Annotated in this window: 20 protein-coding genes; 9 read left to right on the top strand and 11 right to left on the bottom strand. The window is 54.0% G+C overall.

Annotated elements, in window-relative coordinates; translation table 11 throughout:
• The first annotated feature begins 46 nt into the window (after positions 1–46).
• Together ACYVGU_RS15315 and lpdA are read left to right on the top strand one after the other, a co-directional pair.
• Positions 47–1,576, top strand: a complete 1,530-nt coding sequence (locus ACYVGU_RS15315) for a dienelactone hydrolase family protein (protein WP_460622767.1) — start codon at positions 47–49, stop codon at positions 1,574–1,576.
• Positions 1,577–2,065: 489 nt separating this feature from the next.
• On the top strand, positions 2,066–3,472 hold the full coding sequence (lpdA, locus tag ACYVGU_RS15320) for a dihydrolipoyl dehydrogenase family protein (RefSeq protein WP_460622768.1): 1,407 nt from the start codon (positions 2,066–2,068) through the stop codon (positions 3,470–3,472).
• A gap of 68 nt (positions 3,473–3,540) precedes the next feature.
• Here lpdA and ACYVGU_RS15325 read toward each other — a convergent pair whose 3' ends face one another.
• The 4 genes from ACYVGU_RS15325 to ACYVGU_RS15340 all read right to left on the bottom strand — a co-directional run bounded on the left by ACYVGU_RS15325 (position 3,541) and on the right by ACYVGU_RS15340 (position 9,662).
• Entirely contained in the window at positions 3,541–5,178 is a 1,638-nt protein-coding gene (locus tag ACYVGU_RS15325; RefSeq protein WP_460622769.1) for a GmrSD restriction endonuclease domain-containing protein, read from the bottom strand.
• Positions 5,175–6,221 carry a putative phage abortive infection protein gene (locus tag ACYVGU_RS15330; RefSeq protein WP_460622770.1) on the bottom strand — a complete coding sequence of 349 codons (1,047 nt, stop codon included), beginning with the start codon at positions 6,219–6,221 and terminating at the stop codon, positions 5,175–5,177. The genes ACYVGU_RS15325 and ACYVGU_RS15330 overlap by 4 nt, the downstream gene beginning before the upstream one ends.
• Positions 6,222–6,395: 174 nt before the next feature.
• Positions 6,396–8,072 (bottom strand): vWA domain-containing protein, encoded by a 1,677-nt coding sequence (locus ACYVGU_RS15335; RefSeq protein ID WP_460622771.1) that lies wholly within the window; start codon positions 8,070–8,072, stop codon positions 6,396–6,398.
• A 483-nt stretch (positions 8,073–8,555) separates the two neighbouring features.
• A complete protein-coding gene (locus tag ACYVGU_RS15340; RefSeq protein ID WP_460622772.1) occupies positions 8,556–9,662 on the bottom strand; it encodes a DUF4932 domain-containing protein in 1,107 nt (368 codons plus the stop codon).
• 318 nt (positions 9,663–9,980) lie between these two features.
• On the opposite strand from ACYVGU_RS15340, the gene ACYVGU_RS15345 reads away from it, so the two are divergent.
• Positions 9,981–10,568, top strand: a complete 588-nt coding sequence (locus tag ACYVGU_RS15345; protein WP_460622773.1) for a YdeI/OmpD-associated family protein — start codon at positions 9,981–9,983, stop codon at positions 10,566–10,568.
• Positions 10,569–10,648: 80 nt separating this feature from the next.
• Here ACYVGU_RS15345 and ACYVGU_RS15350 read toward each other — a convergent pair whose 3' ends face one another.
• Positions 10,649–11,497, bottom strand: coding sequence for a DUF5694 domain-containing protein (locus ACYVGU_RS15350; RefSeq protein ID WP_460622774.1), 849 nt, complete (start codon positions 11,495–11,497; stop codon positions 10,649–10,651).
• Between the two features lie 271 nt (positions 11,498–11,768).
• Between ACYVGU_RS15350 and ACYVGU_RS15355 the strand changes: the two genes are divergently transcribed.
• From ACYVGU_RS15355 to ACYVGU_RS15370, 4 genes are all read left to right on the top strand, one after another.
• Positions 11,769–12,173 carry a hypothetical protein gene (locus ACYVGU_RS15355; protein WP_460622775.1) on the top strand — a complete coding sequence of 135 codons (405 nt, stop codon included), beginning with the start codon at positions 11,769–11,771 and terminating at the stop codon, positions 12,171–12,173.
• Positions 12,174–12,281: 108 nt separating this feature from the next.
• Complete coding sequence (locus ACYVGU_RS15360) at positions 12,282–12,545, top strand: hypothetical protein (protein WP_460622776.1); 264 nt, start codon at positions 12,282–12,284, stop codon at positions 12,543–12,545.
• Positions 12,546–12,741: 196 nt separating this feature from the next.
• Positions 12,742–13,158 (top strand): hypothetical protein, encoded by a 417-nt coding sequence (locus tag ACYVGU_RS15365; RefSeq protein WP_460622777.1) that lies wholly within the window; start codon positions 12,742–12,744, stop codon positions 13,156–13,158.
• Positions 13,159–13,342: 184 nt separating this feature from the next.
• The gene (locus tag ACYVGU_RS15370) at positions 13,343–14,470 is read left to right on the top strand and encodes a putative sensor domain DACNV-containing protein (RefSeq protein ID WP_460613527.1); all 1,128 of its coding nucleotides are present in this window, start codon (positions 13,343–13,345) and stop codon (positions 14,468–14,470) included.
• Between the two features lie 83 nt (positions 14,471–14,553).
• On the opposite strand, the gene ACYVGU_RS15375 is transcribed toward ACYVGU_RS15370, so the two are convergent.
• From ACYVGU_RS15375 to ACYVGU_RS15385, 3 genes are all read right to left on the bottom strand, one after another.
• On the bottom strand, positions 14,554–15,015 hold the full coding sequence (locus tag ACYVGU_RS15375) for a cold-shock protein (protein WP_460613529.1): 462 nt from the start codon (positions 15,013–15,015) through the stop codon (positions 14,554–14,556).
• Positions 15,016–15,487: 472 nt separating this feature from the next.
• Positions 15,488–17,719 (bottom strand): T9SS type A sorting domain-containing protein, encoded by a 2,232-nt coding sequence (locus tag ACYVGU_RS15380; RefSeq protein ID WP_460622778.1) that lies wholly within the window; start codon positions 17,717–17,719, stop codon positions 15,488–15,490.
• A gap of 1,033 nt (positions 17,720–18,752) precedes the next feature.
• Positions 18,753–19,346 (bottom strand): pseudouridine synthase family protein, encoded by a 594-nt coding sequence (locus ACYVGU_RS15385; RefSeq protein WP_460622779.1) that lies wholly within the window; start codon positions 19,344–19,346, stop codon positions 18,753–18,755.
• Between the two features lie 400 nt (positions 19,347–19,746).
• On the opposite strand from ACYVGU_RS15385, the gene ACYVGU_RS15390 reads away from it, so the two are divergent.
• Positions 19,747–20,514, top strand: a complete 768-nt coding sequence (locus ACYVGU_RS15390) for a ferritin-like domain-containing protein (RefSeq protein WP_460622780.1) — start codon at positions 19,747–19,749, stop codon at positions 20,512–20,514.
• A gap of 41 nt (positions 20,515–20,555) precedes the next feature.
• Positions 20,556–21,449: a ferritin-like domain-containing protein gene (locus ACYVGU_RS15395; protein WP_460622781.1), complete on the top strand. Its 894-nt coding sequence runs from the start codon at positions 20,556–20,558 to the stop codon at positions 21,447–21,449.
• Between the two features lie 152 nt (positions 21,450–21,601).
• Here ACYVGU_RS15395 and ACYVGU_RS15400 read toward each other — a convergent pair whose 3' ends face one another.
• The 3 genes from ACYVGU_RS15400 to ACYVGU_RS15410 all read right to left on the bottom strand — a co-directional run bounded on the left by ACYVGU_RS15400 (position 21,602) and on the right by ACYVGU_RS15410 (position 24,507).
• A complete protein-coding gene (locus ACYVGU_RS15400) occupies positions 21,602–22,441 on the bottom strand; it encodes a hypothetical protein (RefSeq protein ID WP_460622782.1) in 840 nt (279 codons plus the stop codon).
• Positions 22,442–22,643: 202 nt separating this feature from the next.
• Positions 22,644–23,348: a LytR/AlgR family response regulator transcription factor gene (locus ACYVGU_RS15405; RefSeq protein ID WP_460622783.1), complete on the bottom strand. Its 705-nt coding sequence runs from the start codon at positions 23,346–23,348 to the stop codon at positions 22,644–22,646.
• A 67-nt stretch (positions 23,349–23,415) separates the two neighbouring features.
• Positions 23,416–24,507, bottom strand: coding sequence for a sensor histidine kinase (locus ACYVGU_RS15410; protein ID WP_460622784.1), 1,092 nt, complete (start codon positions 24,505–24,507; stop codon positions 23,416–23,418).
• Positions 24,508–24,669: the final 162 nt, after the last annotated feature.

Consider the following 24,669-nt stretch of genomic DNA (forward strand, 5'->3'; position numbering starts at 1 on the left):
GGGCACCCTCCGTACGTTTACACCAAGTCTCACCCTCTCCCCTCCCATGATTCGCTTACTAGTCCTGCTTATGCTGGGTCTTTCGGCCCAGGTTGTCCACGCCGGCTCCGGCTTCGCCGACCTCAAAGCCGGCCCGCACACCGTTGGCTTCCGTGTGGTGCAGCAATACGATTACGCGCGGGCCTATAAGGGCCGTACCGATGCTGTAACCGGAAAACCAACCACCGGCGAGCTGGCGCGCCCCATGCAAACGCTGGTGTGGTATCCGGCCCAGAAAGGAGGCGCACCCATCCGGTACGCCGATTACCTGCGCACGGAGGCCACTGACGATAACTTTAACCGAACCGATGCGGAAGCTGCAGCCTTCCTGGCTGACAAGCTGCAGTGGGCCGCCGCCCAGGTAGGCCCGAAGCAAGCACAACAGCTCTTCGATCAGCGCATGTGGGCCGTGCAGAATGCCCCGGCCGCTGCTGGCAAGTTTCCGGTGGTGATTTATGCTGCTGGCGGCGGTGGCACGGCCCACGAAGCCGCCGATCTGTGCGAGTACCTCGCCAGCCACGGCTACGTAGTGCTGGCCAGCCGCAGCCTGGGCACGCGCACCAAGGACATGAACTACGACGCAGAAGGGCTTGATACGCAGGCGCGTGATATCCAGTTCCTGCTGTCATACGCCCACACCCTGCCCCAGGCCGACATGGCCCATGTGGCCGCGGCCGGCTGGAGCTGGGGGGGCCTGGCTAATGCGCTGGCGGCCACGCAAGACTCGCGCATTGCCGCAATAGTCAGCTTTGATGGCACCAAAGCCCAAGAGGACGCTAAGCCCGTGTCCCGCGTGCGCCTGACCGTACCGTGGCTCTACGTGCAGCGCCGCTCCGAATCGGTGCGCGAACTCAGCGCCAAAGGGATGGGAACCACGGGAATTCTGCTGAACGAAGCAAAGTACGCGGACCTCTACCACGTGGTCATGAACCCGATGGAGCACATAGACTTTTCCACCATCGGTCTGCGTGTAGCTGGGCCGGAGCACTTTACCGAGTATTCCCGCGCTGAGGTAGAAGCTGCCTACCACTGGACTTGCCGCTACACTCTGGAGTTCCTCAATGCCAACCTGAAAGGCGCCGCAACCGGCCGCCAGTTTCTGAGCCGCACGCCCACGCAGAATGGTGTGCCGGCCCATATGGCCCGCCTCTACCATCTGCCCGTCCGCTCCGGCCCCATGCCTACGCAGGCTGGCTTCGCGGCTGCCTTGGCTCAGGAAGGCTTCGGTAAAGCCCTGGAAGTCTACCGCCGGATGCAGCAACAGGAGCCCACGTTTGCGTTGTCAGAAGGCACGCTGAACACCTGGGGCTACCAGCTTCTGCGCGAGGCGCGCAACCCATCTGCTGCCCGGGCCATCTTCGCCCTGGGCACGGAGCTTTATCCCAACGACGCCAACCTCTTCGATAGCCTCGCTGAAGCCGACGAAAACGATCATGACACACCCGCGGCCATCCGGCACTACCGCCGCTCCCTGGAGATTAACCCCGGCAACACCAACGCCCAAAAGCGGCTAAAGGCCCTAGGTGCTGCTAACTGACGCCCCAACACCGCGCCTTGAAGCAAATGAACAGCCCTGCTGCGCTGGCCGAACCGAAGGTCGTCGTAGACACGCCTCTCGCTTGGCCGAGGCTGCAGGAGTAAGTTGCCCTAGTAGATAGCACGTCATGCTGAGCGCCGCCGAAGCATCTCTACCTCTGGCTAACTCCTGTAATGAGGATAAAGCGGTAGAGATGCTTCGGCGGCGCTCAGCATGACAGTTACTGTGGCAGAGTCAGCCAATCGAGAGGCTTGTCTACGACGACCTTCGGTTCGGCAAGCGCAGCAGAACGGTCTGCTGTAAACACTAGGTCGGTTAATTACTGCAACCGTCGCCAAGCGAAATGCTTCAGCCCCGAGCGTGAGGCGCCCCAAGCGCAACAGGGCGTTCTTTTACGTTGCTGCTTGTTCGCCTCACAATTTCACGCTTCACAACTTCGCCGTCCGTACCTTCGTGCCCGTTGATTTCCACCGAATTCACTCGCTGAATATGAACCAATACGACGTTACCGTCATCGGCTCCGGGCCAGGCGGTTATGTGGCGGCTATCCGCTGCGCCCAGCTAGGCCTCAAAACTGCCCTGATTGAGAAGTACAACACCCTCGGCGGCACTTGCCTCAACGTGGGCTGCATCCCCAGCAAAGCTCTCCTCGACTCGACGGAGCACTTCCACAATGCTGGCCACACCTTCAAGGAGCATGGCATTGAGCTGAGCGATCTGCAGATCAACATGAACCAGCTCATCGACCGGAAAAACGGGGTGGTGAAGGCCAATACCGACGGCATCCAGTTCCTGATGAAGAAGAACAAAATCGACGTCATCAAGGGCGTGGGTTCGTTCGTAGATAAAAACCACATCAAGATTGCGCCCACCGCGGGCGGCGAGGAGCAGCAGATTGAGACCAAGAACGTCATCATTGCTACCGGCTCTAAGCCCACCGTGCTGCCTTTCATCAAGCAGGACAAGCAGCGCATCATCACGAGCACTGAGGCCCTGAACATCCGGGAAGTGCCCAAGCACATGATTGTGATTGGTGGCGGCGTAATCGGGCTGGAAATGGCTTCCGTGTACGCTCGCCTCGGCGCGAAAGTATCGGTGGTGGAGTTCATGGACTCGCTCATCCCGACTATGGACCGTGCCCTCGGCAAAGAGCTGAAGCGCATCCTGGGCAAAATCGGGATTGAGTTCTTCATGAGCCACAAAGTAACCGGCGCTACCCGCGAGGGCGACGCCGTGACCGTAACCGCTACCAACCCGAAAGGCGAGGAAGTAAAGTTTGAAGGCGACTACTGCCTGGTTGCTGTAGGCCGCTCGCCCTACACGGCGGGCCTGAACCTGGAAGCTGCCGGCATCGAAATGGAAGAGCGTGGCCGCATTAAGGTTGATGAGCACCTGCAAACCAACGTGCCCGGCATCTACGCCATCGGCGACGTTATTCGCGGGGCAATGCTGGCCCACAAGGCCGAGGAAGAAGGCGTGTACGTGGCCGAAACCATTGTAGGCCAGAAGCCGCACATCAACTACCTGCTCATCCCGGGGGTAGTGTACACCTGGCCGGAAGTGGCCGGTGTGGGCTACACCGAAGAGCAGCTAAAGGAGCAGGGCAAGGCCTACAAAACCGGCAACTTCCCCTTCCGTGCCTCGGGCCGCGCCCGCGCCTCCATGGACCTCGACGGATTCGTGAAAGTACTGGCCGACAAGGAAACGGATGAAATCCTGGGTGTGCACATGATCGGCCCCCGCATCGCCGACCTGATTGCTGAAGCCGTAACGGCCATGGAGTTCCGCGCCTCCGCCGAGGACGTAGCCCGCATGAGCCACGCCCACCCCACCTACGCCGAAGCCATGAAGGAAGCCTGCCTCGCCGCCACCGAGAACCGCGCGATTCACATGTAATTCCGCGCTTGTATTAGCAATAAAAAACGGCTGGGGCTCTATGAGTCCCAGCCGTTTTTTATTGCTAATTATAGATCTATATCATCATCCTCATCGTCTGCTTCAAGCCTTGTTCCAGTACTTGGATTTATTTTTCTTCCGATTAAATTTTCAACTTCTTTTTTAAAAACTTCTTTCCTTGTACTAAAAAATCTATCAATATCGTTTTGTAGTAATGCCTCTATGCATTCAGAGTTAATGAAATTAGAATCAAGAATCTCATTTAGTTCTTCTGGAAATTTATTTATAATATTATTAAAATAATTTGCTGGTCTCTGGTTAAACAAAGGTGCTGCCTCTTTTTTATTCAGAATGCAAATGTTTATACATATGTTTAGGTTGTATTCCGGAAATAGCTGAGGAGGTATAATGTGATGAAATTCATGTCTGTTAACAACAGATAAAATTTCGGATAAATCAACCTGAATGCCAGTTGTCAAGCTTCTTGGATTTTTGCTGGCTAATAACAAAGCGAATGTTTTGCTATTAGCTATATTCAACTTGAAGTCATCGTATAAGAGCCTGTCTAAAATCACTTCTCTCTCAATAGGTATATATTTTAATGTGCCTTTAGCAAATGATCTAATGTTGTCTAAGTCCCGCGCATTTTGGCCGGTATTTGATGTTCCGAAGTGTCTTGAGAAGGCAGATGTCCAAAACCATTTAACTATTTCTTCTTCTTGATAGAGTGAAGGTTTTTGTTGAATATTAAAAAACTCCACCAAAAAAGTCAATTGTAACCCGTAAGGCAAATAAGAATATGTGGGTAAAGGTAGTTTGCTCTTGAGGAATTTTATGGATTTAGAGTAAGCCTCTGCACAACGTTTAGATGCATTTTCAAGTTCATTTGAAGATTTTAATCTAAGTTTGTCTATATCTTCTCTATTAATTCCTAATCCAGCACAGGAAGATATATTTCTTAATATATGGTTGTCAGGGATGTCATAATAATCGAGCGCTTCACATGTGTTTTTTACTGTGTTAATTGCATCATTCAAGTCAAAGCCGCCCTTCCATGTTGCTGCTCTCATTAAATCGACAATGGTTAATTTTCTTCCCGTGCTGTTTATCCTTTCAAAAATTGGTGCAACTTCGTGTATAGTAATATCGCCAATTCTAACTACAGCAATTTTATAATCCTTTATAGATCTTAAGAGATTCTCGGCATTTTTATAAAATTTATCGCGCTTTGGATGTGCTTCAAATGATTTGCATTGATTAATAAAATCGCTTGTGTTAAGTAGCTTATTTAATGGAAAGTATTCGATTCTAAGTTCGTCTTTAGGATGAATAAATTCTTCCTTATCGAGGTCAAAAGCCACATTCCAAATGCTATTAATATCTGTTCCGCTCCAATAGAGCGCACCGCAGAGGCTTGATAGTCTCTGCTGGCCGTCCAGTATATAGTTAGTTGGATAATAGACTTCATCATTTGAAATTTCTAAGTCTCCAATTGCTCTTTCACTCGCTAGTTTCTCAGAAGTATACCAAAGTAATATACTGCCCACAGGATACCCATTATAAATGCTATCCATAAGCCTAAGGACTTCTTTTCTCTTCCAAACGAAAGGACGTTGAAACTTGGGCAAACGTATATCTCCGTTCTTGACACCAGTAACTAGTTCCTCAATTCTTTGTATGTCTGGTCTTGGGTCTCTATAGTTCATGATCTGTTTTTTAATGCTTCTGGTTCAGTTGAAATTTTATTATTATTAAAAATGGTCATATGCGCTTTGTCTAGCAGTAATCTATCATTCATGTTTTGTAGCACATCATACTTATCTATCAAATATTTGAAATTGGGATATCCTAAGTTTGGTGTTTCTGAAAAATACTGAGTTGGCGTAAGCGAGTTATAAAATATCAACACTAATTCGTCAGTAGACAGTTGTGCTCTAACGATGTTGCAATAAAATTGCTTTTCTTTCTCCTCTATTAAAGTGGTGGTGTGTACATACTTATATATATGATACAAATTTCTGAAGTAGTGTCCTAAGTTATATTGTACTTTATGATAAAAATTTTCATATTCTTTCCTTATGATAATTTCTTTGTCAGTTATTGGTTCACTTATAAAATGTTCGATTTGTGCATTGTCTAATGCTTGTAAATTCTTTATTTCTTCTTTATCTAGTTTTTGAAAAAAACTATGGCTGAGAGTTCTATTGCTTTTGAAAACTGATATTTCAGAAGCGTCTAGTTTGATTAGTGCTGAATATTTAAAGTATCCGTAGTCGCTTTTGTATTTCAAGTCTTTAATAGCTCCAATGAAAAATTCTCTATTTTCATAAGTATTTCCGTCTACGGCTGTAATTTTAAGTTTGTCAACGATGTCGATGTGTAACTGCAATAATTGAAAAAAAGTATTTTCAAAACGCTGTTTTTTTAGTGTTTCGTTTTGTTGGATAAATTCTTCCCTAGTTTCTTGCAATTCTTCTCTCTGGAGTGAAAGTTCTCTCTTTTGAAGAAGTATAGTGAAAATTATGCCCGCGAAGGCGAGGCCAGAAAAGAGTGCATTAATAGCGCCAAACTTGTCTCCGAAAACGCCTTGAACAACAGCGTTGCTTACAGAGGGGGTGTCAGATAAAATGTATTTGTCGATCAATATCCACGAGAAATACCATATTGCTACTATTGCTATGAAAAGTAATGCGCCTGCTATAATGTCTTTTCTGTGATTTTCTGGCTCTATCTTTCGTGAACTGTTCATTTATATAAAATTTTAATTTTGATTTGTGTTTATAGTGAGTGTGTGCAAGTTATCGTAGTTGCGTGATTTTTTTGTCTCGGATTAAGTGATGTTATTTAGCTATTTTTTGCTTGTGAAATGGTTATGCATTTATGCTGTATTTTTATTAAATTTACTTACATGTAGCCGTTAATCTTACGTTTTCTGCACCAATTTAAACCCATCTTTGGTCACTTGGTATTGCTGGCCCTGGATGGTGATGATTTCGCCTTCCAGCAGCTTACTTAGGTCTTCGATGTCGCCCTCGATGGTGTGCAGGGAGAAGCCGTGCTTGCGGGCCAGGGCGAGGTAGCGCGGGTTGATGTAGTCGCGGACGCCGCAGAGGATGATGCGGACGTGGGCCGTGGTGTTTTTGAGGAGCTTGGCGTCGCGGGGGAAGGTGTAGTTGTCGGCAATCAGGATGAGGTCCGTGGGGGCGGAGTCGGGGCCAGTGAGCTGCTGGGCGTAGAGCAGAGCTTCGGCGTCGTTTTCGGGTGCGTCGCCGCCCCCGCCGGCCTTCATGGTTTCAATGAGCTTGTTCTTGATGGCCTCGTAGCTGCTGGTGGTTACGTGAAAGAGTCCGCCGGTTTTGCCCACGCGCTTGTCTTTGTCGGGCTGGTCGTTGCCATCGTTGAAGAACACGAAGGTTTTCTCGTCTTCGAGGGCGCTGAGCTGCAGCCAGGCCAGCAGGTCGTAGGTGTAGGGGAACATGCTGCCGGTGGCGTCGGTTACTACTACTTCCTTACTCCACTCGGGGTGGCGCTGCATCACGCGGGTTACCACGTTGGCATCGGGCGGCAGAGGCAGCTCTACGGCGGCGGTATCGGAAGCGGCCAGCAGCTCGCCGGCTTTCGTGATGCGGGCTTCGCAGTAGTCGTTTTTGTGTTGCTTGTTCTTGTGTTTCAGGAACACCCGGTAGAGCCGGGCCGCCGAATCGGGGAGGGCAAAGGTGGTAAAGCCCATGTCCGCTTCGCCCAGCAGCTGCAAAGGCCCAATAGGCAGCCGGATTGCGCCTTTGGCACTAAACGGGAACATCTTGCCCGCCACTGGGAAACCAGAGTGGAACGCCACGCTTTTCCGGATGGCATCTTCCAGCTCCGTGGTGCACAGGGGCCTAGCAGTAGGCAGAACCTTTACCGTCTGGATGTTGCCATCGGCGGCTACCGTCAGCTCGAACTTCACTATCTGGGCGTCGCGCTGGGGACAGTGGTAGAGGCGTCGCAGGCTGCGGGCCATCTGGCGGTTGCTGAAGCGGCTGGCGGGCAGGTTGCAGGCCACCTTTTTGCCGGGGGATTTCTTAGCGGCTTTGGGGCGCTTCTTTTCCAGGATGCGCAGCTTACGCGTGAGGCTGTCGAGGTCGGCGCGGCTGGTAGCGGCGGTGGCATGCCGGGCCACATACACCACAAACCCGTGGAAAAATGGCTGGCACTCAGTGGGGCTGTTGCAGCCGGTTTGCTCCACCAGCGTCCAGGTCACGGACTCATCTTGCAGCAGGCCCGGTACGCCCGCCGCTAGGTTGCGGATGCGGCTGAGGTTGAGCTGGCGCTGATTGAAGGTGGGGTTCAGGCGGAAGGCCGTGTACACTAAGTCAACCCGCACGATGTGGCGGTCCGTCAGGCGCAGGGCTTTAAGGTCGGCACCCGAGAAGGTGGAGGGCAGGTGCAGGGCCTCTAGGTCCGGCAGCGGTTGGTACCGCGCGGTGCGGTAGGCGTTGAGCTGGTCGTAGAAGGTGGTAAGCTCTGCTTCGGGCAGCGGAGTTTGGGCGTGAGCGGTACGGGTGGTCAGCAGTAGAATAAGTCCACAGAGAAAAGCCCGGAAGGATACAGAAGACATTGAATAGGATAGCAAAGGCACAAGGGAGTGCAAAGTAGGGGTTTGCCGGGAGGCGGCCTAGCGTGGGTAGCGTTGAACAAGCACTAGTTCGCCTACTGCCACTGAGAGGGGGCTAGGCGTGGCGGATAGGGATAGAACAAGTTTAGAGCCGGATGCTGAAGGATGTGCAATGCGTGTCAATCACCCTAACCCTTGCTCAGCTGAGGAGAGGAACTAGCTTGTAAGAGTTGCTTTGCAGATAGTCTGTAGCATAAGCTACCCTGTGCCAGGCAGGCTAGGCGTGTTTCGCCAGGAGCCCCAGGCGTATTCTAACTGGCAAGGCTATACTGAGGGCATGTTTGATACCATTGGCCGCTCCACAGTTGCTATAAATGCCTTTCTCCACTACCCCTTGCTACCCCTCTGGGGCAAGCAAAATGGCAGCAGCTGAAAGAGGGCAGCTACCGGCGCTTTCAGGCGTTGGAGGTAGCGGCTAGGCCTCACTTACGGGGTAAGCCGGGGCAGTGCACTAATTAGCTCGGGCAGAAAGGACGCCAGGGTAGGGTAGCGGGTGCGGTTGGCTTCGTAGAGCTGTAACTGCTGCTCGAAAAACGGCAGGTACATCCAGTCTCGGTACTCCGTGCGGAGTTGGGCACTGACTTCGGGCCGGCCCAGGGCTAGTGCCAGGCGCACTTCGCCTGCTCGTACTAGGTGCTCGTTAAAGGAGGTTTCCCAGTCGCTGTACTGCCCCATGCCAGGAATAGGCCGGAACAACGCCTTATGAGCCTCAATGGTACGGGCCAGGTCAGGCTGGGCCGTGAGGGGGTTGATGAAGGTGTGGCCAAACTCGTGCACCGACAGGTTGCGCACCGCTTCGGCATTATCGAAGCCAGCGGCACGGGTGCGCCCCCGCTGGAGCACCTGCTCCTGAAAGGGAGCAGCAATTTGGTAGGATACCGGCCCGGCGGCGGTGGACACCTGCCAGGCCATGCCCCATTGGGCTTTAAAAAACGGGTTGATGATGATGTGGTAGCCGGCATTGCGCGCGCCGTAGTACCGCTCCATGGTGGGGATAAAGTTGGCAGCGGGCAGGTTGCGGCGTACTTCCGCCAAGGCCAGGTTATAGGTGCTCCGGTGGGTGCGCTGGAACCGGGCAAACTGGGCCTCGCGGTAAAACTTGCCAAGCACCTGCATGTACTCATCGGCCAGGCGGGCGGCCGAGTCGGGGTGCGGATGAATGGCTTCGAGCAAAGGAGGCGAAACGGCCGTGTGGCGTACCGGCTTCGGAAAGCCTGAATAGAAGAGCGGCAGCAGATAGACGCCGGTGCCTAGCTTATCGGTGAGCTGGCGAGTGCGCACTACGGCCATATGCTGGCGAAACGGCGCGAAGTAGGTGTAGCTCACCCGCATTAGGCGCGTGGTGCGGAACAGCTGTGGGTTGGCCGCCGAATCTGGCAGGAACTCCGGCGAAATCTGCACCATCAGCGCGTTAACCAGCTCCACGCCCAGGTTGGTTTCTACCTGAATGGGCTGGGTTTGCCCATATAGCCGCATCGGCAAACTTACCCCAAACACCACCCACAGTAAACAGATACGCACTAGCAAGGCCATAAAAATCAAGATAATGTAACTCCGGCAAGCTCAACCGGAGTCTCTAAAGTAGTGTTCAGGCCGTGTTATTTCAACTCGCGTACAGCGGCGCATGTATGGGGGCTAGTAGTAGTCTTACCCTACGAGACCAGCTAACAGCTGTGCTACATCATTCCAGCACGCCCGTCTGCTACCCCCTGCGTAAGCCTAAACCCCTGCGTCAGGGTGCGTGCCGATGCAGGAAGCCTTGGTTACCAAGTACCTGCCGGAAGTGCGCCGTAGGATATCTTTTTGTAACTAGCCCTGCCTTGCACTAGCCTCTACCTCAGCTCAAATCCTATGTCGCGCACTGCTGCCTATGCGCAAACCCAGCCCGCCAGCCGCGCCGAGTGGCGGCAGTGGCTGACTACGCACCACACCAGCAGCCCTGGGGTGTGGCTGGTGTATTTCAAAAAAGCCAGCGGCCAACCCAGCGTAACCTATGCCGAGGCAGTGGAAGAAGCGCTCTGCTTTGGTTGGATTGACTCGCACCCGCGGAAGCTCGACGCCGACCGGACGCAGCTGCTCTTCACGCCCCGCAAACCCAAAAGCGGCTGGAGCAAAGTGAACAAAGAGCGGCTGGAGCGCCTGGCGCAAGCCGCCCAGCTGATGCCCGCCGGGCTGGCTGCCATTGCAAGGGCCAAGCAAAACGGCGCCTGGGAAAGCCTCGATGCTGCTGAAGCCGGCACCATACCCACCGACTTGGCGGCGGCCTTTGCTGCTGATACCACGGCTGCTCGGTACTTTGCGGCATTCTCGCCTTCGGCGCGCAAAATGATTCTGACCTGGGTGCTAGGGGCCAAACAGCCCGAAACCCGGGCCCGACGCATAAGCGAAACCGTGCGGCTTGCGGCCCTGAATAAGCGCGCCAACTTCGACCGGGAGTAGCAAGCCAAGCCTGGCAGTACTAGCATGGAGCCGCTGTGCTGTTGCCTTGGCTCAACGTTTGGCCAGGGCATAGGTGCTGGTTACTTCTTGAGCACGTCTTTCAACTCTTTCAGGCGAAAGGCACTGTCAGAGGAGAGAAATTCGCGCATCATGGCGGCGTGGCCTGAGCCAACCAGCACCATGACTTTATCGTCGGTGGGGGCCACGGTTTTCTGCAGGATGGAGTACATATAGAGGTTGCGGCGGTACCACTCCGAAACTAGGAAAGCCCCGTTGAAATTGGTAGTGGTGCCGGCTCGGTTAATCTTATCGAGGTAGAAGCCCTTGTTGAAATCGAGGTTGGCTTTGGTGTTTTCGTCGAGCAGAAGCTGGGTCAGGGAATAGGTAGCCAGCTTCTTGTTCATGTTGTCCTCGTAGGTTTTTATGTGAGCCTGCACTTGCTGCATCAGGGCGTTTTGGTGGGCGCTTTGCATGGCCAGCATCACGCTGTCGTAGGGGAACTGGGTTTTCTTGTAATCGAGGGCGTACACGCTGGCCAGACCAGCTTTCTTGGCCGCTCGGAACGCCAGCTGAATGATTTCGTTGCGGGCATAGAAGCCATTGGCGTGCTTCGGAAAGTTAGCTTTCACGTAGCCAGTATAGTCGGAGCCCAGATAGGCTTTGTACAGCTCGTCCAGGCCCTTTTGGTCGTCGGCGGGCCACTCCACAAACACCTTGTCGGGCTGAAAGGCAGCTATGCGGCCGCTGATGATTTCCAGCTCCGTTTGCACCTTCGGCGAGAGTACATCCAGCGTATTAATTTTGGATATATCGAGGCCCGGATTATCAAAGTGAAAAGTCCCGATAAGCAGCAAATCGGCCGGTTTGGTTTGGGCGAAGCCGGTTGCGGCAAACACCATAGCGAGCAGCAGAGATATAACTGATTTCATAAGCCGAATAACAGGAGATAGAAGGTATGGCAGAAAGGTACACCGGCGGGAACGGATTTCTGCGGACCCGGCTCCGTTGGCGCGAACCGGAGCGTAGTCATGCAGTTGAGCCAGCGAAACGGGCTTTGCTGAAGCGCTACAGTAGCCTGACTATTATGTTCTTACGGAAACCTTCGGGTTCTACTCTGCGAATACCCTAGTAGGCAAGCAAGCTGAAGTTCAGGTACCACAGGTGGGCGTCGGGCTTCCGCCGCCCTTACTCTATACTTCTATGGGCAAGCACAAAAAGAAAAAGCACGCAAAACAGGTGGCAGCTGCCGTACCGGACGATGTGCTGGATGCGGCGGTGCTCTCGATCAAGAAGTTTCGGAAGGTTACCAATGAAATTGCCAAGCTAAGCACGGGGCAGAAGCTGGTAGGTGGCTTGGTGTTGGCAGCGGCCGGCCTTATCTACCTAGATCAGCGCAAAGGGAAGCCAGACGCTACCCCCCACCACGCACCCAAAGCCGATTGGGCCAGGCTTCCGGAAGCCAACACTACCTTCGCTACGGAGGAGGTTGTTGCCGCTGCCCCCCGGCCTACTACCTCCCCGAAAAGCCACAAGAGCACCAAAACTGGTAAGGGGCACAGCAGTGCCACGAAAAAAACAGCTGACGACATCGATGACTTTGGTTAACCAATACCCCACAGTTGCTATTACTAGGCCACGCTAAGCCGCAAACCTCACGTGGGGGGCGGGCTCTTTTTGGCTCAAACGAATTTCTCTTCTTACATAGAATGCATCATGAAAAAGAATAAAAACAAGAACAAGAAAGCCGGCAAGACAAGCTTGTTTGGAGGGGCCGCCAAGTCGCTTAAAAAGCTGGGCAAAGGCACCGGCCTCAACCGCCTGACCACCACGCAAAAGGTGCTGGGCGGCGCCGCCTTGCTGGCGGCTGGCCTCAGCTACTTGGGTAAGCGCCGCATCAGCACGCCCGCCACACCACCGGCCCCTGATGCCACTGCTGCCGAACAAAACCTCAGCTCATTGGATGGCGGCTCCATTTAGCACAAATCGCCTTCCAGTATTCAGTATCACTTTCTACCCAGATCAAAAACGCAACAGCGCCTAGCAGCGCACCTGAATAGCAGCGGAGGCGGAAGCATTCATGGTTTCGGCCTTCGCTGATTTGCCGACCTAGTGGAGTAAAGAAAAAGGTTCTGAGCTGCTTTCTGAGGCTTGGAGCCTTTTTTATCGGTAAGCCATGAAGCATCATCTGACAAGAGGTATTGCCACAAGCTGTGCCCTGGTATGGCCGGTGCTGGCTCTGGCCGGCCAGCGCGAAGATAAGTACGCGTTTCTAGCGGCGGGTGGCGCCGGTGGCATCCTGATTGGGCTGGGGCTGTATACCCTGAGTATGATTTTGTCGGCGGCCTACATCAGAAGCCGCCGCCACATCATAGGCCTGTTTGTCCTGTACACGCTGGTGTTTATCTACCTGGAAGGCTGGTCGTTTCGGCTCTTGATTCTCTCCCTAGGATTCCTGCAAACTCCAACCGCCGCGCCGGGCACGCTGGTACTGACCATGCCGGTAAAGTTGACGCTGGCAGTAGTGGCCGTTGGGGCTATTATGGTGTTTCAGGTGGCGCTCCGGATGTGGCAAAAACGACACGGGCAGTAACCGGTTGGGCCGCGGGCACAGGCTAGAGTCAGCTACCCGGTTTCGGGCCTCCGGTAACAGAAAGCGCCCGGCGCTGTTGAGTAGAGCCCGCCCGGTTTTGCCTGCCCGGCGCTACTTGGGCAGGCTAGGTAGTGGGTTGCGCTTCGCGTAGCTTGCTGCCGCCAAGGCATTGCACGTACCCAGTATGCTTTCTGAACCTACTTACCTGGCTGCCCGCGTGGTGGCCCCCATGATTGAAGCTCACTTTGCTAGGCACCGCGCCGGCGCTAACCCTACGGATGTAGCCCAGCTGGCGCCCCCGCCGCCCGCGCAGTGGGTTGAGGCCATTATTGATGTAGCCTTCTGGGCCAGCCTGCGGCGCGAAGAAGGCCACCCGCCCAAAATTTCATTGGCCCTGTTGCAGCCCGCACAGGCGGGCCAGCCGGTAGTGTTCGGGCAGCGCCGCCTCACGCCGTATAACCTGCTGAAGCTAGCTCCGGCCGTAGAGCAGCCCGGTATTCATTTGGGCGTGTGGTACGATGCCGAAGGGCTGTATGTCTGGGGCACGGCCACCGAAATTCCGCCCCTGAGCTTTGTGCTGGAAGTAGTGGAGCCGGGCCTGCTAGTGGTAAAGCACCGCCGCACCGATGGCTTCGGTAAGTTTGTGAACGTGGCCATCCTGCGCGGCGACCAGCTCCAGCTCGTAGACGCCGAAAACATTGCCGTAGATGATTGCCCGGCCCTGCAAAAGTTTCTGCCCGGCCACGATCAGAACACAAGCGCCAATGAAACCGACAACGTACTGGTGGAGCTGGCGGCGGTTATGCGGGCCCACGGCCGGGGCGGGCTGGTACTGGTAGTACCCTCGGCTTCTACGCTGTGGCAAGAGTCCATTGTGCAGCCCATGACGTATCCGGTAACGCCGGCGTACATGGGCATTGCGGAGGTGCAGCAAGGCCAATCAAAGCGGAAGTGGCTGGAGGAAATTCAGCGCAACATTGGCATTGTGGGTGGCTTCACGGCCGTCGATGGGGCCACCATCATCACCCGCGACTACCACCTGCTGGCCTTCGGAGCCAAAGTAGCGCGCGCCAAGTGGAGCCAGCCCGTCGACAAAATGGTGCTCACAGAACCTGTTATTGACAGCCCGGCGCGCTACCTACACCCAGCCCAGAACGGCGGCACCCGCCACTTGGCCGCCGCTCAGTTTGTGTTTGATCAGCGCGATTCCCTGGCTCTGGTAGCTTCGCAGGATGGCTTTTTCACCGTCTTTGCCTGGTCGGTGGCACTGCAAATGGTACATGCCCACCGCATTGATGTGCTGCTGCTCTAACGCTTCTGGGAGTGCTAGTAACGCAGAGCGGCTGCAACTCCTGGGGAGCTGCAGCCGCTTGAAGGCCTAGTGCCTCTGGTACTTTATACTGGGGTATCCAGCTTTACTCCGAAAGCACTAGGGCCTTTAGGACCCATTTCTACTTCGAAGCTTACTTTATCGTTTTCTTTAATCTGATTCACTAGCCCATTAGCATGCACAAAGATGCTTTCCTGAGTTACTGAGTCCTTGATAAAGCCGTATCCTTTCGAGTCGTTGAAGAACGTAACCACGCCCTTCCGGATGGGGTCAGTTGGCTCCATGTCCTCCTGCTTCAGCGCGCCAATCCGGATATCTTCCGTCTTGATTTCTTTCTTCTTCTTCGGATCCGGCGGAGAAGCGGAAATGTTGCCGTTCTCATCTACGTACGCCAGCATATCGTCGAGGCTCTGCCCTTTCTTGGCATTGGCCTGACGCTCTTCTTTCTTCTCTTCTTTATCCTGACGTTTCTTTAGGCGCTTTTTTTCGTTTTCCCTCTTGCCGAAGGTGGCTTGTGATCTACCCATGTGTTGTATTAGTCAGTTATGTCGCTCCGAAAAGCGAGGTCGGCGATGTTAAGACAGGTGGTTAATTTTAGACGAAATCGGATAGGCTAAGGTTCATAATTACAATAGAATATATAGTAATATCAGTAAAGCTGGTATCAGGCAGATTTGCACGAATAACTACCCGTTGCTACCAGGGTAGCCCAACCAGCAAACAGGGAGGGAGCCGGGCCGGGCAAAGTTGCCGGCGGGGGGCTGCGGCATAATAGTAGCGTAAAGTTACTTCTTATTCTCACAGCAATAGCACAGAGTATATGCACTAGGTGCTATACCTGCTCAAATACCTGCCAGGCAGCCGTAAAACCAGAAAATTGCGCTTCGCGAAAAGCCAAACATATGCTGGCCGACTCGCTGTAGCCACCAGCCGCTGGTGTAGGCACAAAAGGCCCACCCAACTTGGGTGGACCTTTTGTGCCTACACCGGGCCTAGGGTTTATTTCGAAAGGCTGATTCGGCTGGTTTTGGTTTTGCCGTTAGTAGTTACGCGGTAGTAGTAGGTACCAGAAGGCAACGAGGCACCTTTAAACACCACTGACTTGCTTTCGCCGGCCTGCACCATGCCATCAAACAGGGAGGCTACCTGCACGCCCATGGAGTTGTACACACTCACGGAAACACGCCCGCTTTTGGGAGCCGAGAAGTTAATAGTAGCATCAGAGCCCGTGGGGTTAGGATAGGCCTCTGACTCGATGCTGCGCTGCTCCGGTGCCCCTAATAGCTGCGAGCTTTTAGTGGTAGGAGCCGCATCTGCCGTATTGTAGTTCTCGCAATCCGTGGCAGCAGACACGCACCCATCTACCGTCGTGACAATGATGCTGAATCCAGATCCGGCAGCTAAGCCTCCGAAATCTAGGTTGCCCCCAGTTCCCGTTTTTTCAGTGGATACAGAGCCATTGGTGAGCGTGTAGGTAGCATCAAGAATTGACCCAACCACGCGCACTGTAGCGGTAGCAGATCCGCACAAGCTAGGCTCTATTACTTGCACCGCAGGGCGGCCGGGCTTGGTTTTTTCTTCCACTGCTATGCTAGCGTAGCTTTCGCAGGTTTCGGCGCTTACTGCTTTCACGTAGTACGTAAACCCTACAGGAGCCTTTGTTGCATCCGGCACCAAAGTAGTACGGGCAGCATTGGTATAGAAGTAAAGCGTACCGGTATACTCAGTAACCCCCTCGTTCAGATCAACCGTAAAGCCTGCGCATGCCGAGAGTGGCTTGGTAGTAAGTTTTGGCAAAGCATTCTTAGTGACTACAATCGTGGCATAGCTTTCACAGGCATCAGCACTTACCGCTTTCACGTAGTACGTAGCGCCCAAAGCCGCTTGTGTCGGATCCGTCACCAGGGTTGTGCGGGCGGCATCAGTGTAGAAAGAAAGCGTGCCCGTGTAGGAGGTAACTCCAGAGTTCAGGTTTACCGTGGAGCCTTCACACGCTGCTAAAGGTTTGGTGGTCAGGGTAGGCAGTGGATTGATGGTAAGACTCCGACTGGCCGTAGCAGAAGCGCAAGCTGCATTGGAACTGGTAGTAGTAAGCGTGACGGTTACTGGGCCGTTTCCGGTTACGCTTACGGTGGCAGTAGCAGTGCCGTTAACGTTATACTGTTGGTTGGAGAGCTCGCCGCCTGCTGATACACTCCACAGCGGGGTGCCGTTAGAATAGGTACCGCTTACGGCGAAGGTAGTAGGCCCGGAAGCCGCTTTACAGGCTGGGCTTACCTCCGCTACAGTAGCTGTTGCGGCAGGCGTTAAGGAGAATTTCAGGATATCAAAATCCTTCAGCTCAGAAGTGTACGAAGGAGAAGAGCGGGTTTTGACGGTGATAGTGGCCGCCGGGGTGCACTGGTTTAGAGTGGAAAGGCCTTCAATGTCCGTGATGTTAATGCCTCCTTCTACCATTTGTAGCGCCCCTGTTACATTGGTGTAGGCACCATCACCGGTAAATGATTTGTTGGGCGCTACCGGCCCGACATTCGCTGTATTGGTCGTGATGAACGCCCCTAGCGTAGAAACAGACTTTTCTGCCGACCAAGTGCCATTGGCCAACCACGTCCGAACCCCAATGATGGGCCGGTTACCCCCGCCCGTGTAGTTTACTACCAGTAAAAAGTCATTTACCGTGCGTCCGTTTACCAGGCCCTGGCCTACCAAGTTTGAGCCTATTACTTTGGCCCCTGCTTGGTTATACTCAAAATCCAGGTAGCTGGCGCCGTTTACTGACCGGGTTTCTGCCGCGAAGAACAACCACAACTTCCCCCCTACCTCCCGCGAATGCAGGAAGGTATTAGTGATGTCGTTTTTCTGTGGACCACCGCTACCAGTGCCTATTGTGTATGGCGATTGGTTACTGCCAATGGCATCACCGTTTTTGTTAGAGCTCCCAGCAAACACAGACTGCTCGGCAATAGGAGAGAGGTTGCCCCAGTTTCCATCAACCTGCCAAAGGCTGCGTCCATTAGCCGTTACGCCGGGTATGGATATTCCGCCTGATTGAAGCAAAACTGCATTTCCAGTTGTCCCTTTCGACCAGTCGTCGCCCAGCGTTGTGATGGAAGGAGAGTAGTTGGCATTACTCCAGAAACCAGGGATAAAACCGGATTTGAAATCCGCATCAACTTCAAACCCGGCTTGGGTGCCGCCTTTACCCGGGTCCTGGGCTATGGCAGGGCTCATGGCAAGCCCCAAACCTACAAGCAGAGCGCCAAAAAAGCGTCCAAGTCGGGCGGAACGTGTAGTTTGTAAGGTGTTGCTAGAGTAGCCTGTTGAAGCACTCCGGCGTGGTGTGAGAAAAGTAGAGGGCATGATTGCTTTGTTCAGATGTGTGCTGAAAAAGTATCGTAGCGGTGAGGCTGCTAGGCAGCATACCAAGGTGCAGCGCACGTAGGCCCTTGGTGCGAGAGGAGAGTGGTAGTGCTAGGGCACAGGTTGCCCTGAACCGGTTTAGGGCGGAGTTGATGTTGTTCAGACGGAATGAATGGCCGGGCTCATGTGCACGGTTACCGGACTAGCGTTGGCCAGTAGCAGCAAGCAAAATTCTCCGATTACCTGAGGCAGGCGGTTGCCCAGTTAGCTGGGCGGCAAAAACGTAGTGTCTGCTTCTTCCTTGCACATGCCATTACCACATAAAATGTACACACTGGCGTCATCTGACAGGCGGCTTTGGCTTCAGGCCACTTTGGAGGCTAGCCAACGGGCCATATACCGGTATATGGCCTGCTGCTTTTCAATGGGCCGGCGCCTAGGTGCCTGCCTTTCGATAGTTGAATGTAGATATATAAAAACACAGATAAAATAATTTCAATAATAACTTAAACAATTCTAATGAAAGATTGCGTTGGATGAAGTTATGTAACATTATTGATATTGCTCTTAGTATGCGGACCCCTTACAACACATACTATTACCATGGTTCTCAGCTTTTATGTGCAGTACGAGTGGTTTAAAAGACGCAAATCACTCTAAGTAGGAAAGCTTGAGCATAAATTATAAATCGGAGTAATATGTAATTATTATAATATATAACTAGGCCACATGAAGGTGAAGAGTCAGTTGAGCCTAGGGTTTTAGTAGACGAGCTTGCCTTTGGTGCAGGTAGAAAGTTTTTTGGAATTACTGTTGACTCAAAACGGGAAAGGTATACTGGCTTATAGCGGGGCTAACGTGTCCGGCTATGCCTTGTCTGCAATGTTGATAGGTAGTAAAAACTCTATTCCGGTGCTGTGTTGGGCAATAGGTCGTCTACTTCGCGTACCTCGCCAGCTTGCAAATCTCCGAGCCAGATTGAGCCCACGCGTACGCGTACCAGTCGCAAAGTGGGAAATCCAGCGGCGGCCGTCATCTTCCGGACCTGCCGGTATTTGCCTTCCGTGACGGTAATGGATACCCAGCTGGTAGGTCCATGGCGGTCATCGCGAATTTTGCGGGTCCTAGGGGGCAAGTCGGGCGCAACCTCTAAGCGGCGTACGCGGCAGGGCAGCGTCTGGTACCGCTCATTATGCACCCCAATTTCAACCCCCAGGCTAAGCTGCGCCACGGCTTCCTCGGTAATGAGGCCGTCTACCTGTGCATAATATTCCTTCTCTACGGTTTTGCGGCGCACCTGCTCACTTATCCGGCCATCGGTGGTTAGCAACAACAGTCCTTCGCTGTGCTCATCAAGCCTACCGATTGCCATGGTGCCTTCCGGAAAGTTGTGCAGCTCGCCCAAAAACCGCTTTTTGCGTTTTTCTAGGGGGGCTTCACTGGTAAACTGGCTGAGGTAGCCGAAAGGCTTATGCAGCATGAAGTGGCTGTGGGCCATGGCAAGTAAAAACTAACAGTAGGTAATGCAGCGAAAAGTAACAGCTGCAAAGCTACGTAATGTGCGGGCGTCGAGGGCGGTAGCAGGTTCCCAGCCCCACTAAATGAAATAGTAGCACCATCGTGAAGTGGCAACGCAAATACATTAGGTTGTGCACTCTTGAGGGGGTAGCGAATCTTGCCTGGAATAATGGCGGATTTGCTGCGCGATGCCGAACTCGCGAATAGCCTAATTGTGTACAGGTAAAATTCTATAGGTCAATACTATATACAATGAATCGCTGCGTTAAATACGTATTTTTAACTACTTAGCACCCATTTAGCATAAGGGCAAATCCAGATAGCTTAGCACAGCCGTAGCTCAGGTTAGTAACATTTTTTCTAACATAAATTCTACAGGTATGTCTGAGCTTTTAGACGAGAAATCCGCTGTTGAAAAGGCAGGGGAAGGGCTACGTATGCCGCTGCAGCGTCGGTCGTTTTTGCGCTTCACGGGGGCCGGTGTGGTGCTTACTGGGTTGGTGCTGGCTGGTTGCAGCGATAGTACCCTAGATGATGAACTGGCGGCGGCAGCTAGCAGCGACAGCAAAGACGACAATAACCGCGTGGTGAACGTGGGAAGTGGCGACTTTGGCGTGCTCAATTTTGCCTATGCCCTAGAGCAGTTAGAGGCTGCATTTTACGCCCAGGTATTGTTGGGGCGTTATTACGCCAGTGCCTCAGCCGCCGAGCGGTCGGCATTTAAGGATATCGAGGCGCATGAGCGTATCCACCGCAACTTCTTGCAGGCGGGCATTGCGGCCAACGGTGGCACGCCAATCAAAGATCTGGAGCCTGATTTCTCCTCCATCGATTTTGGGAGCCGCACGAGCGTGCTGGGGGCAGCCAAGGCGTTCGAAGACCTAGGGGTAGCGGCCTATAATGGGGCCGGGCCGCTCATTAGCAACCCGGTGTTTCTGGGGTTGGCGGGCAAAATCGTGTCCGTAGAAGCGCGCCACGCCGCCCTGATTCGAGACCTGATCCAGTACGGCTCGTTTGTGGGACCCGATGTAGTAGACGCCAGCACTGGCTTAGAAAAGTCGATGCGCCCGGCACAGGTAGCTGCCATGGCCAACAAGTACCTCAAGCCCGGCTCTAAAATCAACGTCAGCAAGCTGCCCCGCTCGTAAGCGCCGCTGGCTATTCCTTCTGTATCGTCAATACCTCTACCATGAATATTCTCAACCTGCTTGCTGAAATTGAACGCGTAGACCCCGAGGTTTACGAGCGGCTCGACCAACGCCGCCACATGTTTCGTCATTTTGCGGGCTTCGGCAAAAAGCTGGCAGTGGCGGCCGTGCCCTTGGCACTAGGGTCGTTGTTTCAGAAAGCCTACGCGCAATCTGGCAGCCTAAATGAGCAGATCAAGTATGTGCTGAACTTTGCCCTAGGCCTCGAATACCTGGAGTACTACTACTACCAAATGGGCCTAGATGCCTCCGGGTTGCTAAGCGGGCAACAGCGCACTTCTGTTATGACCATCCGCACCGACGAGCGCCACCACGTGGATTTCCTGAAAGCCGTGCTTGGTACCGCCGCCATTCCCGATCCGGGCGCTAGTGCCTTTGATTTTACGGGCAGCAAAGGCGGCAAGAGAGCCCCGCTGTTTGCGGACGTGTTTACGAATGCCAGCACCTTCCTGGCTGTAGCGCAGGCACTGGAAGATACCGGGGTACGGGCTTACAAAGGCGGCGCGCCGCTGCTGATTAGCAACAACACCATCTTGGAAGCGGCGCTTAACATTCACTCGGTGGAGGCACGCCATGCGGCGCACATTCGCACCATACGCCGTGGCGGACCACAGGCGGTGCCGGGCTCGCTCAACACCAACCCCAAAAGTTGGATTTCCGGTAACGACAATGGCGGGCCCGCACCGAGTGCTACGGCTCCCGTGTATGGCGCTGGTAACCCGGCTGGTGCGTATCCGGGCGAAGAAAATGTAAGCCAAGCCGGCGTGAACCTAGTAGCTGCATTCGGGGTAACCACGGGCGAAGCCTCAGAGGCCTTCGATGAGCCGCTGGACCCCAATACTGTTCTCACTATTGCCTCTAACTTTATAAAGTAGCCATGAAGCGTACTGCACTTGCAGGAGGGTAGTAACGCGTTGGGGTGGCTTTTGGGCCGCCCCAACGTGTTGCAAAGTCCCCTGAAATACTAGGTGTGTTTCTTGCCTCAACCTGCTGCTTAGGCACTTGTGTTGGGTGTAGTGCCCGGAGTTCAGGTAGTTTTATATAAGTACCACCCATTACCGAGCGGCTTAAGCATGATGACGTGGTCGGGCGTCATGGCGGGAACGGCTGCGATATTGGGTTGGTAGAGCAGGCCCACGGCGTTATCAACCATGCCACCAATAACAAACTCCAGGCAGCTGGTGCACCCCAGGTTGCGCTGGGTCACGCGGCTGATATAGAGCGGGCGCAGTACGGCCTGCAGTTCAGTATCTTTACTTAGGTCTGGTTCAGGGCTGGCAGCTGTGCCAGAGAAGTAGCCGCGGGTTTTGATAAGCTGCACGGCCCGCTCAAAGCTTGATTTGTTGCGTTCAAAATGCCGAATAATATCCGCATCGGGGCCAATCCAGAGCTGAATGTTGCCAAGCATAAACTGGTGGTCGGCGTCGGGATGCTTCTGGTTATAGCGGGCTACTTCAGCGGGCGGCATATCGGATAGGAGCTGCAGCATGGGCGCGCCAAACTGCGTCATGGCCAAGCTGCGCACGGCTTCCAGCTTCCAGGTGGTTGGGCTGGTGGTTGAGTCGCGCCGAAAGTGCAGGTACACATCATTGCGGCTCACGGAGTCGCGCAGCTCTACGCTTACTACAGCCGTGCGCTGGTTTTGCTGCAGCAGCTGGCAGTTGCGCTGTAGGGTGGTCGGAATCTGCTGGCCCAGGCTTTGGCGCTTGGCCTGGCCGGCTGCCTCACAGCAGAGGTAGTCGCGCATATCGGCCCAGCCGCCGGGAGCCACAAACTGCTCCGCAATCTGGAGGGGCTCCAGGGGTGGCGCGGCGGCCCAACCCAGTAACGGCAGCCACCAAACAAGCACTACAAGCAAATACTTCATTACCCAAGCAAGGCTAGCCGCTGCACCCACCCGGATGCGGTACGTAACCTCTAAGATAACCAGAAAGCTAGGTGAGAAGGTTGCGGCACCCCAAAGATTATCAGTGGAAAGCACGTAGCACTTATCAGGCTGCTGCTTGGGTAGTGGGGTTGGGGGTGCAGGCGACCCTAGTCAGGAGTGAAGCCTTTTGAAAAACGAGGCTTTACTTCTTGAAATAGGCTAGTAGCTCGGCTTTGTAGGAGTTGCCGATGGGGATAAGAGTACCATCGAGCAACTGCACCGTATCAGGCTGGAGGAGCTTGATGTGTGTGGCCGCTACAATAAAGGAGCGGTGCACGCGCAAGTAGCTGGGGCCTAGTATTTCCACCATTTCCTTCATGGTTTGATGTAGCAGGTAAGTTTTGCTGGCCGTCATTAGCTTCACATAATCCTTGCAGCCTTCTACATACATAATGTCGCGGTGTGGCACCTTTAGTAGGCCTTGGCGTTCCTTCACCAACAGGTATTTCTCCGTGATTTCGTCGGTGGGGGGCGCGGGTTGCAGCGCGGGCAAGCGGGCAATGGCTTTCATAAATCGCTCGTAGGAAAACGGCTTAAGCAGATAATCCAACACATCGAGCTCGTAGCCCTCGTAGGCGTACTCGCGGTAAGCCGTCGTCAGGACAGTTTTGGGCGGATTGCGCAGGTTTTTCAGGAAGTCGAGGCCGGTCATTAAGGGCATTTCGATGTCCAGGAAAAGCAAATCAACGGGTTGCTGCGCGAGGTGCTCATAGGCTTCCATGGCGTTGCGGCACTTTCCCGTGAGCGTAAGGCCCGGCGTCTGGCCAATAAACTGGGTGAGCACTTGGTGGGCCAGCGGCTCATCATCCACAATCAGGCACCGGACGGGCGCGGAGGTAGTCGTCATATACAAGGAAGGATAGCAGGGAGACGCCATAAGGTAGTAGCTGGGGTGTACTAGGTCGCACGCGACATTAAACCTGCAGCGTCAGCTCGGCCCGGTAGAGGCCCTCGTGCTCAGTGAGGTGCAGTTCGTGGGTGCCGGGGTAATAGAGGTGGAGGCGCTGCCGAATATTCACGAGGCCGATGCCCCCGCTGCGTTTGGTAGAGGCAGCCGGCGCTTCGGGCAGCATATCGTTTTCAATCAGGAAGTGCAGGCGCCCGGGCTGGCTGCTCAGGGTAGCACGCACGCTGGCATTGTCGGAGTAGTGGTGGCGGCCGTGCTTAAAGCTGTTCTCTACGAGTGGCAAGAGCAGCAGCGGCGGCACCTTCAGGCCCGTAGGCAGGCTAGTGGCCGTCAGCTGAATATGAGCGCCGGGGTATTTGCGCTGTTCCATCTCGAAGTAGTTTTCCAGAAACGCTACCTCCTCGGGCAAGGCAATGTACTCTTTGCCACTATCATAGAGCACGTAGCGCATCAGCTCCGAGAGCAGCAAAATAAAGCGCGGCGTTTCGGGCGAGCCCGCCAGGCTCAGGCCATAAATACTGTTGAGTGTGTTGAACAAGAAGTGCGGTTGTAGCTGGCTTTTAAGCTGCTCCAGTTGGAGGGCCAAGTGGTCTTTCTCGAGGTGGCGCCGACGGTACTCATTTTCAAAGGCCAGCCGCACAAAAGCCACGCAACTGAAGGCCAGCAAGTCAGTGAACAGCAAGCTGATGTAGGTATTGCGCAGGGCAAATACTTGGGCCGCCGCCTCCTGAAAGCCACGCTGGTAAAAGTCTTGCAGCAAAGGCGGGCTGGCCACCCACTGAAACAGCCAGTTGGCCACGGCCGCGTTCAGCTTAATGCCCCACCACAAATACACAACCGACGCCAGCCCCAGTAGCGCGTAGCGCCGGCGGCGTAGCAGCACAGGCACTAGCCAACGGTAGTACGGGATGATATAGAGGGTAGCGGCCAGCGCAAAAACGATAAGCTGCGGATACGGAAAATTGGCGCGGCCGGTGGGTTGCGGCAGCACGGTACCCATTACCACCGCGTATTTGTACATGCCCACATACAAACCCCAAATCAGGATTTCGAACAGGAGAGGAAAACGGCTGGGCCGGTCGGCAGCGTCGTGTTGCATGAGGGCAAGTTGGCTGATTTTCCGGCGGCGTGGTGCCGGCTAGCCCCGCTATTTCGACCAAGCCGGGTGTTTTTTCGACTAAAAATGGGAGCCCTAGGTTTGGTCGGATGGTAGGTAGGCTTGGTCTAAAAAAGCTTCATTACGGCTTCAGGAGGGCATTCC

This window comes from Hymenobacter tenuis, assembly GCF_054780495.1.